A 14,202-nucleotide genomic window follows, 5' to 3' on the forward strand; every position below is an offset into this window, starting at 1 on the left:
GATGATATTAATGATTGATAATTATGATTCTTTTACGTTTAATTTAGTACAGTATTTAGGTGAGCTAGGGCATGAGCTTCTTGTAAAAAGAAATGATGAAATTACACTTTCTGAAATTGAAGTGCTAAACCCAGATTTCTTGATGATCTCCCCGGGACCATGCAGTCCTAACGAAGCGGGAATCAGTCTAGAAGCCATCGAGTATTTTGCAGGTAAGATTCCAATATTCGGCGTATGCTTAGGGCATCAGTCGATTGGGCAAGCTTTTGGAGGGAATGTGATTCGTGCGGATAAATTAATGCACGGTAAAACATCTGAAATGCATCATGATGGCCGTACTATCTTTAAAGGTCTTGATAATCCGTTCACGGCAACGAGATATCATTCTTTGATTGTAGAAAAAAGTTCACTGCCGGATTGCTTTGAGATTTCAGCGTGGACAGCAGAAGATGAAATTATGGCGATTCGCCATAAATCATTACCTATTGAAGGAGTACAGTTCCATCCTGAATCTATCATGACTTCTTACGGTAAAGAAATGCTGAAGAATTTTATTGAAACTTACGAAAAAAAGCGAGTGTAATGATATGTATATATACGTAAATGGCGAAGTAAAGCCTGCGTCTGAAGCCACTATTTCTCCGTTTGATCACGGATATATGTATGGCCTAGGGCTGTTTGAAACGTTACGAGTTTATGAAGGTCATCCATTTTTAGTGGAAGACCATCTGGATCGACTGTGTAGCAGCTTACGTGAATTAAATATTGTATGGGACTACTCTACACAGGACGTGTTGGGAATCATTAATAGTCTGTTAATGAAAAACAATGAGAGAAATGCGTATGTTCGATTAAATGTCTCAGCAGGAAATGGCGGAATTGGCTTGCAGGTGGAAGAATACGATAAGCCATCTACAATCATATATATGAAATCAATGCCTCATCCATCGAGCCCCCTTGTAAAAGAGGGGCTTATTCTTGAGACGAAGCGAAATACGCCCGAAGGAACCATGAGATTAAAGTCTCATCATTATTTAAACAATGTACTAGCTAAGCGAGAAGTTGGTTCAGACTTAAATAAAGAGGGTATCTTTTTAACAAAAGAAGGGTTCTTAGCCGAAGGTATTGTGTCAAATTTATTTTTTGTAAAAGGTGATTGTGTATATACGCCGTCTCTTGAAACAGGTATCTTAAATGGAATTACGAGACAGTTTATCTTTACGCTTTTACAAAAGAAAAACATAAAGGTTGTAGAAGGCTTATTTACGGTGGAACAGCTCTTGGAGGGTGATGAAGCTTTCGTTACAAATTCCATTCAAGAAATCGTACCTCTTCGAAGTATAAAGGATAAGCAGTTTTCAGTAGGAGACCATACGCTGACAGCTCAGTTGCAAAAAGAGTATAGCTCTTACACTATGTCGCTAATGAGTCGACACGAGCTACATGTATAAAAGCGAAAGGAGAGGCTAAAGATGGATAAAATTTATGTGAACGATATGCGTTTCTATGGATATCATGGCGTATTTCCAGAAGAAAATAAATTAGGGCAGCGTTTTCACGTGGATTTAGCTGTAGAACTGGATTTAAAGCAAGCCGGTACTACGGATAATTTAGAATACTCGGTGAGCTATGCAGATTTATACCAAACATGCCAGGAAGTCGTAGAGAAGCGCACGTTCAAGTTAGTTGAAACGGTGGCCGAAACGATTGCATCTGAATTGCTTGCTAATTACGAACTCGTGCAGGCTTGTACAGTAAAGGTATATAAGCCCGATCCGCCAATTCCCGGTTATTATCAATCGGTAGCAATTGAAATTAAAAGGAGCCGTTGAATGACAACAGAAGCATATATTGCATTAGGTTCAAATATTGAAAATCGAATGGAACATTTGAAGTCAGGAGTTACTGGCTTGATGAAACACTCTGAGGTTAAGGTAGTGGCTGTTTCATCTGTTTATGAAACGGCCCCGGTCGGGTATACGAATCAAGCAAGCTTTTTAAACATGGTAGTAAAAATACAAACAACGTATTCGTCAGAGCAACTTTTAGATTGTTTGCAAGCCATTGAACAAGCGGCAGGTCGAAAAAGAGAGATTGTATGGGGGCCTAGAACCCTTGATTTAGATATCTTACTTTATAGTAATGAAATCATTCATACGGATAGATTGAGCGTCCCTCATCCCCGAATGTTTGAACGGGCGTTTGTGATGGTTCCTCTAAACGAGCTAGCTCCATCTCTTATTCTCCCTGTAGCAGAAGAAAAAGTTGAAACCATCACAACACGTTTATCGGATTTAAAAGATGTAAAATTATTTCGAGAGCAAACAACTGGTATAATAGATATGTTCGAAAATAATAGTAATGATTTACATAAGTAAAAACGAATCTTATTAGTTGATTCATTTTTATATTGGCGTAAAGTAGAGTTCAGAGTAAAAAGTTTAAGGTTTGGGTTCGCAGGTTGTTGGTTTATTCGGTAGCTTGTTAGAGAAATCGAAGAAAAAGAGAAGCGAAGCAAGAATAAAGCGATTTGACATAGAGAAACGACTGAACCTATAATAATTTTAAAGAAACGTAGTAGTTGCCAGTAAACATGCTGGCCTTTTTTCTGTTTCGGAAAACTTAATTATACGATGGAGATGAGTAAACGATGAGTCATGAAGAATTAAATGATCAATTTCTCGTTCGCCGCGAAAAAATGAGCAACCTACGAGATCAGGGTATTGATCCGTTTGGTCAACGTTTTGAACGTACACATACATCACAGCAATTAATTAGTGAGTATGACGAGTTAACAAAAGAACAGTTAGAAGAAAATGAAGTGCCTGTGTCACTAGCTGGTCGTATTATGACAAAACGTGGAAAAGGAAAAGCAGGTTTCGCTCACGTTCAAGATTTAACAGGACAAATTCAGCTTTATGTACGTAAAGATGCAATTGGCGAAGAACAGTACGAAATCTTCAGCAGCGTAGATATCGGTGACTTGGTAGGGGTTGAAGGTGTTTTATTCAAAACAAAAGTTGGCGAACTTTCTATTAAAGTAAAAGATTTTACGTTACTAACAAAAGCGCTTCGTCCACTTCCAGATAAATATCATGGTTTAAAAGATATTGAACAGCGCTACCGTCAACGTTACTTAGATTTAATTACAAACCCAGAAAGTAAACAAACATTTATCTCAAGAAGCCGTATTATTCAATCGATGCGCCGTTACTTAGATAATCATGGATATTTAGAAGTTGAAACACCGATGATGCATTCAATTGCAGGTGGAGCAGCAGCTCGTCCGTTTGTGACACACCACAATGCGCTTGATATGGAACTTTATATGCGTATTGCGATTGAACTTCATTTAAAACGTTTAATCGTAGGTGGATTAGAAAAAGTATATGAAATTGGCCGTGTATTCCGTAATGAAGGTGTATCTACACGTCACAATCCTGAATTTACAATGATCGAATTGTACGAAGCGTATGCGGACTACAAAGATATCATGGCTTTAACAGAGAACTTAATTGCACACATCGCGCAAGAAGTACTTGGCACAACAAAGATTCAGTATGGCGATCAAGAGGTAGATTTAACTCCAGAGTGGACAAGACTTCATATGGTCGATGCTATTAAACAATATACAGGCGTAGACTTCTGGGGAGAAACATCTGTTGAAGAAGCTCGTGCTTTAGCGAAAGAACACGGGGTAGAAATCACTGAACATATGCAATATGGACATATTGTAAATGAATTCTTTGAACAAAAAGTAGAAGAGCAGTTAATTCAACCAACGTTCATTTACGGACATCCTGTAGAGATCTCTCCATTGGCTAAGAAAAATGCGGAAGACCCGCGTTTTACTGACCGTTTTGAGCTGTTTATCGTTGCGCGTGAACACGCGAACGCATTTACAGAGCTAAATGATCCAATTGACCAACGTGAGCGCTTTGAAGCTCAGTTGAAAGAGAAAGAACAAGGAAACGATGAAGCACATGAGATGGATGATGACTTCATTGAGGCATTAGAATATGGTATGCCACCTACAGGTGGTCTAGGAATCGGTATTGACCGCCTTGTTATGTTACTAACAAATGCACCGTCAATCCGTGATGTACTATTATTCCCACATATGCGTCAACGCTAAAAAAAAGATGGCTACGGCCATCTTTTTTTAGTTAATAATATTAGAAAATTTAAACTTTTAATTTACCTCTTGTTTTTATGAAATTGATTTGGTATATTTATATCTGTTGCTAACGCAGACAAGCGAAAACAACAAAAAGAAATAAAAAAGTTGTTGACATTATGTTAATAACTTGATAAGATAGTAAAGTCGCTTAAGAGCGGCGGTTGAACTTTGAAAACTGAACAAAGCGACAAACGTCAACGTTAATTTTTATTTTTTAAATGAGCAAGTCAAACATTTCTTCGGAGAGTTTGATCCTGGCTCAGGATGAACGCTGGCGGCGTGCCTAATACATGCAAGTCGAGCGAACTGATTAGAAGCTTGCTTCTATGACGTTAGCGGCGGACGGGTGAGTAACACGTGGGCAACCTGCCTGTAAGACTGGGATAACTTCGGGAAACCGAAGCTAATACCGGATAGGATCTTCTCCTTCATGGGAGATGATTGAAAGATGGTTTCGGCTATCACTTACAGATGGGCCCGCGGTGCATTAGCTAGTTGGTGAGGTAACGGCTCACCAAGGCAACGATGCATAGCCGACCTGAGAGGGTGATCGGCCACACTGGGACTGAGACACGGCCCAGACTCCTACGGGAGGCAGCAGTAGGGAATCTTCCGCAATGGACGAAAGTCTGACGGAGCAACGCCGCGTGAGTGATGAAGGCTTTCGGGTCGTAAAACTCTGTTGTTAGGGAAGAACAAGTACGAGAGTAACTGCTCGTACCTTGACGGTACCTAACCAGAAAGCCACGGCTAACTACGTGCCAGCAGCCGCGGTAATACGTAGGTGGCAAGCGTTATCCGGAATTATTGGGCGTAAAGCGCGCGCAGGCGGTTTCTTAAGTCTGATGTGAAAGCCCACGGCTCAACCGTGGAGGGTCATTGGAAACTGGGGAACTTGAGTGCAGAAGAGAAAAGCGGAATTCCACGTGTAGCGGTGAAATGCGTAGAGATGTGGAGGAACACCAGTGGCGAAGGCGGCTTTTTGGTCTGTAACTGACGCTGAGGCGCGAAAGCGTGGGGAGCAAACAGGATTAGATACCCTGGTAGTCCACGCCGTAAACGATGAGTGCTAAGTGTTAGAGGGTTTCCGCCCTTTAGTGCTGCAGCTAACGCATTAAGCACTCCGCCTGGGGAGTACGGTCGCAAGACTGAAACTCAAAGGAATTGACGGGGGCCCGCACAAGCGGTGGAGCATGTGGTTTAATTCGAAGCAACGCGAAGAACCTTACCAGGTCTTGACATCCTCTGACAACTCTAGAGATAGAGCGTTCCCCTTCGGGGGACAGAGTGACAGGTGGTGCATGGTTGTCGTCAGCTCGTGTCGTGAGATGTTGGGTTAAGTCCCGCAACGAGCGCAACCCTTGATCTTAGTTGCCAGCATTAAGTTGGGCACTCTAAGGTGACTGCCGGTGACAAACCGGAGGAAGGTGGGGATGACGTCAAATCATCATGCCCCTTATGACCTGGGCTACACACGTGCTACAATGGATGGTACAAAGGGCTGCAAGACCGCGAGGTCAAGCCAATCCCATAAAACCATTCTCAGTTCGGATTGTAGGCTGCAACTCGCCTACATGAAGCTGGAATCGCTAGTAATCGCGGATCAGCATGCCGCGGTGAATACGTTCCCGGGCCTTGTACACACCGCCCGTCACACCACGAGAGTTTGTAACACCCGAAGTCGGTGGAGTAACCGTAAGGAGCTAGCCGCCTAAGGTGGGACAGATGATTGGGGTGAAGTCGTAACAAGGTAGCCGTATCGGAAGGTGCGGCTGGATCACCTCCTTTCTAAGGATTTTTAAATGACGTACGTTTTGATACTTTGTTCAGTTTTGAGAGTTCAATCTCTCAATTATAGAAAGCACACTACTTTCTTCTTATCTAATAAGAAGAATTTTGGTTGCGATTGTTCTTTGAAAACTAGATAACAGTAATTGCTGAGGAAAAGTGAAACTTTTCTTTAATCAAATCAATAAATAACACAACATTATGTTGTACCATTTATTCGCTAATGGTTAAGTTAGAAAGGGCGCACGGTGAATGCCTTGGCACTAGGAGCCGATGAAGGACGGGACTAACACCGATATGCTTCGGGGAGCTGTAAGTGAGCTTTGATCCGGAGATTTCCGAATGGGGAAACCCACTGTTCGTAATGGAACAGTATCTTTATCTGAATACATAGGATATTGAAGGCAGACCCGGGGAACTGAAACATCTAAGTACCCGGAGGAAGAGAAAGCAAATGCGATTTCCTGAGTAGCGGCGAGCGAAACGGAATTAGCCCAAACCAAGAGGCTTGCCTCTTGGGGTTGTAGGACACTCTATACGGAGTTACAAAGGAACGAAGTAAATGAAGCGACCTGGAAAGGTCCGTCGAAGAAGGTAACAACCCTGTAGTTGAAACTTCGTTCCCTCTTGAGTGGATCCTGAGTACGGCGGAACACGTGAAATTCCGTCGGAAGCTGGGAGGACCATCTCCCAAGGCTAAATACTACCTAGTGACCGATAGTGAACCAGTACCGTGAGGGAAAGGTGAAAAGCACCCCGGAAGGGGAGTGAAAGAGATCCTGAAACCGTGTGCCTACAAGTAGTCAGAGCCCGTTAACGGGTGATGGCGTGCCTTTTGTAGAATGAACCGGCGAGTTACGATCCCATGCAAGGTTAAGCTGATAAGGCGGAGCCGTAGCGAAAGCGAGTCTGAATAGGGCGTTTAGTATGTGGTTGTAGACCCGAAACCAGGTGATCTACCCATGTCCAGGGTGAAGTTCAGGTAACACTGAATGGAGGCCCGAACCCACGCACGTTGAAAAGTGCGGGGATGAGGTGTGGGTAGCGGAGAAATTCCAATCGAACCTGGAGATAGCTGGTTCTCTCCGAAATAGCTTTAGGGCTAGCCTCATGTTGTGAGAGTCTTGGAGGTAGAGCACTGATTGGACTAGGGGCCCCCAACGGGTTACCGAATTCAGTCAAACTCCGAATGCCAAAGACTTATCCATGGGAGTCAGACTGCGAGTGATAAGATCCGTAGTCAAAAGGGAAACAGCCCAGACCACCAGCTAAGGTCCCCAAGTATACGTTAAGTGGAAAAGGATGTGGAGTTGCTTAGACAACCAGGATGTTGGCTTAGAAGCAGCCACCATTTAAAGAGTGCGTAATAGCTCACTGGTCGAGTGACTCTGCGCCGAAAATGTACCGGGGCTAAACGTATCACCGAAGCTGTGGATTGACATCTTAGATGTCAGTGGTAGGAGAGCGTTCTAAGTGCTGTGAAGTCAGACCGTAAGGACTGGTGGAGCGCTTAGAAGTGAGAATGCCGGTATGAGTAGCGAAAGACAAGTGAGAATCTTGTCCACCGAATGCCTAAGGTTTCCTGAGGAAGGCTCGTCCGCTCAGGGTTAGTCGGGACCTAAGCCGAGGCTGAAAAGCGTAGGCGATGGCCAACAGGTTGATATTCCTGTACCACCTCCCCGCCGTTTGAGTAATGGGGGGACGCAGTAGGATAGGGTAAGCGCGCTGCTGGATATGCGCGTTCAAGCAGTTAGGCTGATGAGTAGGCAAATCCGCTCATCATAAAGGCTGAGCTGTGATGACGAGGGAATTATAGTACCGAAGTTCCTGATTCCACACTGCCAAGAAAAGCCTCTAGCGAGGCGGGAGGTGCCCGTACCGCAAACCGACACAGGTAGGCGAGGAGAGAATCCTAAGGTGATCGAGAGAACTCTCGTTAAGGAACTCGGCAAAATGACCCCGTAACTTCGGGAGAAGGGGTGCTCTGGTAGGGTGTATAGCCCGAGAGAGCCGCAGTGAATAGGCCCAGGCGACTGTTTAGCAAAAACACAGGTCTCTGCGAAGCCGCAAGGCGAAGTATAGGGGCTGACGCCTGCCCGGTGCTGGAAGGTTAAGAGGAGGGGTTATCCTTTGGGAGAAGCTCTGAATCGAAGCCCCAGTAAACGGCGGCCGTAACTATAACGGTCCTAAGGTAGCGAAATTCCTTGTCGGGTAAGTTCCGACCCGCACGAAAGGCGTAACGATCTGGGCACTGTCTCAACGAGAGACTCGGTGAAATTATAGTACCTGTGAAGATGCAGGTTACCCGCGACAGGACGGAAAGACCCCGTGGAGCTTTACTGTAGCCTGATATTGAATTTTGGTACAGCTTGTACAGGATAGGTAGGAGCCTGAGAAGCCGGAGCGCTAGCTTCGGTGGAGGCGTCGGTGGGATACTACCCTGGCTGTATTGAAATTCTAACCCGCGGCCCTGATCGGGCCGGGAGACAGTGTCAGGTGGGCAGTTTGACTGGGGCGGTCGCCTCCTAAAATGTAACGGAGGCGCCCAAAGGTTCCCTCAGAATGGTTGGAAATCATTCGTAGAGTGTAAAGGCACAAGGGAGCTTGACTGCGAGACCTACAAGTCGAGCAGGGACGAAAGTCGGGCTTAGTGATCCGGTGGTTCCGCATGGAAGGGCCATCGCTCAACGGATAAAAGCTACCCCGGGGATAACAGGCTTATCTCCCCCAAGAGTCCACATCGACGGGGAGGTTTGGCACCTCGATGTCGGCTCATCGCATCCTGGGGCTGTAGTCGGTCCCAAGGGTTGGGCTGTTCGCCCATTAAAGCGGTACGCGAGCTGGGTTCAGAACGTCGTGAGACAGTTCGGTCCCTATCCGTCGTGGGCGTAGGAAATTTGAGAGGAGCTGTCCTTAGTACGAGAGGACCGGGATGGACACACCGCTGGTGTACCAGTTGTCTTGCCAAAGGCATCGCTGGGTAGCTATGTGTGGACGGGATAAGTGCTGAAAGCATCTAAGCATGAAGCCCCCCTCAAGATGAGATTTCCCATAGCGCAAGCTAGTAAGATCCCTGAAAGATGATCAGGTTGATAGGTCAGAGGTGGAAGCGTGGCGACATGTGTAGCTGACTGATACTAATCGATCGAGGACTTAACCAAAACTTTAAAAGCGTAAGCTTTACTCAGCAAACTGTTATCTAGTTTTGAGAGAGCAATCTCTTGTCTGGTGGCGATAGCGAAGAGGTCACACCCGTTCCCATACCGAACACGGAAGTTAAGCTCTTTAGCGCCAATGGTAGTTGGGACTTTGTCCCTGTGAGAGTAGGACGTTGCCAGGCACCTGAAAAAGGACTAGCTATTTTAGCTAGTCCTTTTTTGTTTACAATTTATTTGTTTTATGAAAAAGTATAGTAAGAACAATAAAATTCACGATTTGCAGGTTTTGAAATAAATTTTAGTGGCAACGATAAAAGTAAAGAATAAACTTTAATAGTACATAGTTGAAAATTTTTTCGTTTCCTTTTATATTTAAATTAAGGTCAAATATAGTCAAAGTCAGAAGGAGGGGGCAGCGTGCCAAATATCTCTGACATTATCGAACAGTATTTAAAACAAGTACTTGAATTAAGTGAAAGAGAAATTGTTGAAATAAGGCGCAGTGAGATTGCTGATAAATTTCAATGCGTTCCGTCGCAAATTAATTACGTTATCAATACCCGTTTTACAGTTGAGAGAGGTTATCTTGTAGAAAGTAAGCGAGGCGGCGGCGGCTTTATTCGTATTGCAAAAGTAAAAATGCATGATGCAGCGGATTTGTTTCAGCAAGTAATTGAGATGATTCAAAATGAAATTTCACAAGTAAGTGCTGAAAACGTCATTATTAGGTTAGTTGAAGAAAAAGTCATCACAGAACGAGAAGCAAAAATCATGTTGAGTGTTATCAATCGTTCAGTTATTAATATTGAACTTCCTTATCGTGATGAGCTAAGGGCTAATCTTTTAAAAGCAATGCTTAATTCATTACGCTACCGATAAACTCATGATCTATTTTATTTAGAACAGGGAGTGATGACAGGATGATTTGTCAGCAATGTGAAACGAGACCTGCAACTCTTCACTTCACAAAAATTATTAATGGTGAAAAGACGGAGATGCATGTATGTGAACAATGCGCTTCAGAAAATGGAGATACATTTTCTTTTTCAAATCAGCAAGGTTTTTCAATCAATAACTTACTAGCTGGCCTACTTAACCTAGATCCAGCAGTAACTGAAAATTATAAGCAACAAAGTCAGGAGGTTCTTTCTTGTCCTACTTGTGGTATGACATATCAAAAATTTGCTAAAATCGGCAGGTTTGGATGTGCAGATTGCTACAAAACATTTGAGCGACCTCTTATTCCTTTCTTGAAGAGGCTGCATGGAGGTAATTATCTGCATCATGGAAAAATACCAGCAAGAATTGCAAGTAATCTTCATTTAAAAAAGGAATTACAGGCATTAAGATTGAACTTAAAAGAGTATATCGAAAAAGAGGAGTTTGAGAAAGCAGCCGAACTCCGAGATCACATTCGATTACTAGAAAAGAAGATGAACGAATCGAGAGAGGAGGAAGCGTAATTCATGTCCCAGGATTTGTTCTTTTCCCAGCCTGTTAGCTCTTGGATGCGTCAAGAAGCTTCGAATTCAGATATTGTTCTAAGCAGTCGAATCAGGCTGGCTCGAAATTTAACTCATTATCTTTTTCCAACTCTCTTTTCTAAAGAACAAGCAGTTGAAGTGGTTCGAGTATTCGAGCAAGTTTTTCAAAAAAGTGAGAACACCAATCAGTGGAATTTGCATTTACTAAAGATGAACGAATTACAGCCTCTTCAAAAGCAAGTGTTGGTTGAAAAGCATCTTATCAGTCCTAACTTGGCTGAAGGAGATAACAACGGAGCTTGTTTTTTATCAGAAAAAGAAGATTTGAGTATTATGGTTAATGAAGAAGATCATTTACGCATACAATGTTTATTTCCAGGCCTTCAATTATCTGAAGCTTTAAGCACAGCGAATAAAGTAGATAATTGGATTGAGAAATACGTAGATTATGCGTTTGATGAAAATAGAGGGTATTTAACCAGCTGTCCCACAAATGTGGGTACTGGGCTACGTGCATCTGTGATGATGCATCTGCCGGCTTTAGTGATGACCCGTCAAATTCATCGTATTATTCCCGCTATTAACCAGCTCGGCTTAGTGGTGAGAGGAATTTATGGAGAAGGTAGCGAAGCTTTAGGGAATATCTTTCAAATTTCTAATCAGATAACCTTAGGGAAATCTGAAGAAGATATTGTGGCAGATTTAAATAGTGTCGTACAGCAGTTAATTACACAAGAGCACTCTGCACGAGACGCGCTGTTTAAAACATCTCATGTAGAGTTAGAAGATCGAGTGTATCGTTCATATGGAGTATTGGCCAATAGCCGTATTATTGAGTCAAAAGAAGCTTCACAATGTTTATCAGATGTTCGATTAGGAATCGATTTAGGGTATATAAAAGGACTGAGTCAAAATATATTGAATGAACTTATCATTATGACGCAGCCAGGCTTTTTACAGAAGTATTCGGGAGGTCCCCTAAAGCCTCAAGAACGTGACATTAAAAGAGCCACCTTAATTCGAGAACGTCTCACTATAAATAAAAACACAAATTAAACGTGGAGGGTGACGATTATATGATGTTTGGTAGATTTACAGAGCGCGCACAAAAAGTATTAGCTTTAGCACAGGAAGAAGCACTACGCCTAGGTCACAACAACATTGGAACAGAGCATATTTTATTAGGTATCGTTCGTGAAGGTGAAGGAATTGCAGCAAAAGCTCTTTCTGCTCTAGGCCTAAGCACTGAAAAAATTCAAAAAGAAGTGGAAGCATTAATTGGCAGAGGCCAAGAATTAACGCAGACCATTCATTATACACCTCGAGCGAAAAAAGTCATTGAACTTTCAATGGACGAAGCCCGAAAGCTTGGTCATTCTTATGTAGGAACAGAACATATCTTACTAGGCTTAATTCGTGAAGGTGAAGGCGTTGCAGCACGCGTTTTAAATAATTTAGGTGTCAGCCTAAATAAAGCTCGTCAGCAAGTGCTTCATTTATTAGGTAGCAATGAAGCTGCTTCAAGCCATCAAGGCGGAGGCTCTTCAAATGCCAATACACCTACGCTAGACAGCTTAGCACGCGATTTAACAGTTGTAGCGCGCGAAGGAAGCTTAGACCCTGTTATCGGACGTGGGAAAGAAATTCAGCGTGTTATTGAAGTGTTAAGCCGACGTACAAAAAACAATCCTGTATTAATTGGGGAGCCAGGTGTCGGTAAAACGGCAATCGCTGAAGGTTTGGCTCAGCAAATCGTCAACAATGAAGTTCCAGAAATTTTACGTGACAAACGCGTTATGACTTTGGATATGGGAACGGTCGTTGCTGGTACAAAATACCGCGGAGAATTTGAAGATCGCCTGAAGAAAGTAATGGATGAAATTCGTCAAGCAGGTAATATCATTCTCTTTATCGATGAGTTACACACATTAATTGGCGCTGGTGGCGCAGAAGGAGCTATCGATGCTTCTAATATTTTAAAACCTTCTCTTGCTCGTGGAGAACTTCAGTGTATCGGTGCCACCACTTTAGATGAATACAGAAAGTACATTGAAAAAGATGCAGCGTTAGAGCGTCGCTTCCAGCCAATTCAAGTGGATGAACCAACGTTGGAAGAGTCTATTCAAATCTTAAAAGGGCTTCGTGACCGTTATGAAGCGCATCACCGAGTATCTATTTCTGATGAGGCAATCGAGCAAGCGGTGAAACTATCAGATCGCTACATTTCCGATCGTTTCTTACCGGATAAAGCAATCGATTTAATTGATGAAGCTGGTTCAAAAGTGCGTTTACGTTCATTTACAACGCCGCCAAATTTAAAGGAATTAGAGCAAAAATTAGAATCAGTACGCAATGAAAAAGATGCGTCTGTTCAAAGTCAAGAATTTGAAAAAGCAGCATCTTTACGCGATACAGAGCAACGCCTACGCGAAGAATTAGAAGACACAAAGAAAATTTGGAAAGAGCAGCAAGGTAAAGAAAACTCAGCTGTAACCGTAGAAGATATTGCGATGGTGGTATCTAGCTGGACGGGTGTACCGGTCTCTAAACTGGCACAGGAAGAGACAGAAAGACTGCTGAACATGGAAGAGATTCTTCACTCTCGTGTAATTGGGCAAGAAGAAGCGGTAAAAGCAGTTGCAAAAGCTGTGCGCCGTGCTAGAGCAGGCTTGAAAGATCCAAAACGTCCAATTGGTTCATTCATTTTCTTAGGACCAACAGGGGTTGGTAAAACAGAGCTTGCACGTGCATTAGCGGAGTCAATCTTCGGCGATGAAGATGCAATGATTCGTATCGATATGTCTGAGTACATGGAGAAACATTCTACTTCACGCTTAGTAGGTTCACCTCCAGGGTATGTTGGATACGAAGAAGGCGGTCAGTTAACGGAAAAAGTAAGAAGAAAACCTTACTCAGTTGTTCTTTTAGACGAAATTGAAAAAGCGCATCCGGATGTATTTAACATTTTATTACAAGTGTTAGAAGATGGACGCTTAACAGATTCAAAAGGCCGTACAGTTGATTTCCGTAATACGATTTTAATTATGACATCAAACGTAGGTGCTGATACATTAAAACGAAGCAAGCACTTAGGGTTCACAGTAGAAGCAGAAGGGCAAGACTACAAAGATATGAAAGGAAAAGTAATGGCGGAAATGAAGCGCGCGTTCCGTCCGGAGTTCCTAAACCGTATCGATGAAATTATCGTCTTCCATTCATTAGAGAAACCTCACTTAGCTGAAATCGTTAAATTAATGGCGGATCAGTTAACAAAACGCTTAAAAGAGCAAGAAATTGATCTTGAATTAACAAAAGAGGCAATTGATAAAATTGCAGAGGAAGGTTTTGATCCAGAATACGGTGCTCGTCCACTTCGTAGAGCAATTCAAAAACATATTGAAGACCGTTTATCTGAAGAGCTGCTAAAAGGGGTTGTTCAAAAAGGTCAGAAAGTGACGCTAGATGTAGACAAAGGAGAATTTGTTGTTAAATCCTCCGCTCCAAGCAGCATCAGCTAAATTTACTCAAACCAAGACGAGGCATACGAAAAAACACGTATGCCTCCCTTTTTATTTTAGCTTAGGAAATAGTG

The 14,202-nt window shown here is 42.9% G+C and carries 9 protein-coding genes and 3 rRNA genes; all 12 read left to right on the forward strand.

Going from position 1 to position 14,202, the window contains the following annotated elements; genetic code table 11:
* Position 1 precedes the first annotated feature (1 nt).
* The 12 genes from pabA to clpC all read left to right on the forward strand — a co-directional run bounded on the left by pabA (position 2) and on the right by clpC (position 14,128).
* Entirely contained in the window at positions 2-583 is a 582-nt protein-coding gene (gene pabA, locus JNUCC25_RS00485) for an aminodeoxychorismate/anthranilate synthase component II (RefSeq protein ID WP_013054890.1), read from the forward strand.
* A gap of 4 nt (positions 584-587) precedes the next feature.
* Positions 588-1,451 (forward strand): aminodeoxychorismate lyase, encoded by an 864-nt coding sequence (gene pabC / locus JNUCC25_RS00490; RefSeq protein ID WP_064472212.1) that lies wholly within the window; start codon positions 588-590, stop codon positions 1,449-1,451.
* Positions 1,452-1,472: 21 nt separating this feature from the next.
* Complete coding sequence (gene folB, locus JNUCC25_RS00495; protein ID WP_013054892.1) at positions 1,473-1,832, forward strand: dihydroneopterin aldolase; 360 nt, start codon at positions 1,473-1,475, stop codon at positions 1,830-1,832.
* Positions 1,833-2,378 carry a 2-amino-4-hydroxy-6-hydroxymethyldihydropteridine diphosphokinase gene (gene folK, locus JNUCC25_RS00500; protein WP_013054893.1) on the forward strand — a complete coding sequence of 182 codons (546 nt, stop codon included), beginning with the start codon at positions 1,833-1,835 and terminating at the stop codon, positions 2,376-2,378.
* Between the two features lie 272 nt (positions 2,379-2,650).
* Positions 2,651-4,135 (forward strand): lysine--tRNA ligase, encoded by a 1,485-nt coding sequence (gene lysS / locus JNUCC25_RS00505; RefSeq protein WP_013054894.1) that lies wholly within the window; start codon positions 2,651-2,653, stop codon positions 4,133-4,135.
* Positions 4,136-4,416: 281 nt separating this feature from the next.
* Positions 4,417-5,968: ribosomal RNA gene (locus JNUCC25_RS00510) — 16S ribosomal RNA — on the forward strand.
* Positions 5,969-6,193: 225 nt separating this feature from the next.
* Positions 6,194-9,129: ribosomal RNA gene (locus JNUCC25_RS00515) — 23S ribosomal RNA — on the forward strand.
* A 63-nt stretch (positions 9,130-9,192) separates the two neighbouring features.
* Positions 9,193-9,308: ribosomal RNA gene (rrf, locus tag JNUCC25_RS00520) — 5S ribosomal RNA — on the forward strand.
* Together the 16S, 23S and 5S rRNA genes form the textbook arrangement of a ribosomal RNA operon.
* A gap of 235 nt (positions 9,309-9,543) precedes the next feature.
* On the forward strand, positions 9,544-10,005 hold the full coding sequence (locus JNUCC25_RS00525; RefSeq protein WP_013054895.1) for a CtsR family transcriptional regulator: 462 nt from the start codon (positions 9,544-9,546) through the stop codon (positions 10,003-10,005).
* A gap of 41 nt (positions 10,006-10,046) precedes the next feature.
* Positions 10,047-10,589: a UvrB/UvrC motif-containing protein gene (locus tag JNUCC25_RS00530; protein ID WP_013054896.1), complete on the forward strand. Its 543-nt coding sequence runs from the start codon at positions 10,047-10,049 to the stop codon at positions 10,587-10,589.
* Between the two features lie 3 nt (positions 10,590-10,592).
* On the forward strand, positions 10,593-11,666 hold the full coding sequence (locus JNUCC25_RS00535) for a protein arginine kinase (protein ID WP_013054897.1): 1,074 nt from the start codon (positions 10,593-10,595) through the stop codon (positions 11,664-11,666).
* A gap of 20 nt (positions 11,667-11,686) precedes the next feature.
* On the forward strand, positions 11,687-14,128 hold the full coding sequence (gene clpC / locus JNUCC25_RS00540; protein WP_014462041.1) for an ATP-dependent protease ATP-binding subunit ClpC: 2,442 nt from the start codon (positions 11,687-11,689) through the stop codon (positions 14,126-14,128).
* Positions 14,129-14,202 lie beyond the last annotated feature (74 nt).

The sequence above is a fragment of the Priestia sp. JNUCC 25 genome, from assembly GCF_053667915.1.

Bases quoted from the DNA above. Each gene is read 5' to 3' on its own strand.
- clpC (WP_014462041.1), top strand. From the start codon at position 11,687: ATGATGTTTGGTAGATTTACAGAGCGCGCACAAAAAGTATTAGCTTTA.
- JNUCC25_RS00530 (WP_013054896.1), top strand. From the start codon at position 10,047: ATGATTTGTCAGCAATGTGAAACGAGACCTGCAACTCTTCACTTCACA.
- folK (WP_013054893.1), top strand. From the start codon at position 1,833: ATGACAACAGAAGCATATATTGCATTAGGTTCAAATATTGAAAATCGA.
- lysS (WP_013054894.1), top strand. From the start codon at position 2,651: ATGAGTCATGAAGAATTAAATGATCAATTTCTCGTTCGCCGCGAAAAA.
- pabA (WP_013054890.1), top strand. From the start codon at position 2: ATGATATTAATGATTGATAATTATGATTCTTTTACGTTTAATTTAGTA.
- JNUCC25_RS00535 (WP_013054897.1), top strand. From the start codon at position 10,593: ATGTCCCAGGATTTGTTCTTTTCCCAGCCTGTTAGCTCTTGGATGCGT.
- folB (WP_013054892.1), top strand. From the start codon at position 1,473: ATGGATAAAATTTATGTGAACGATATGCGTTTCTATGGATATCATGGC.
- pabC (WP_064472212.1), top strand. From the start codon at position 588: ATGTATATATACGTAAATGGCGAAGTAAAGCCTGCGTCTGAAGCCACT.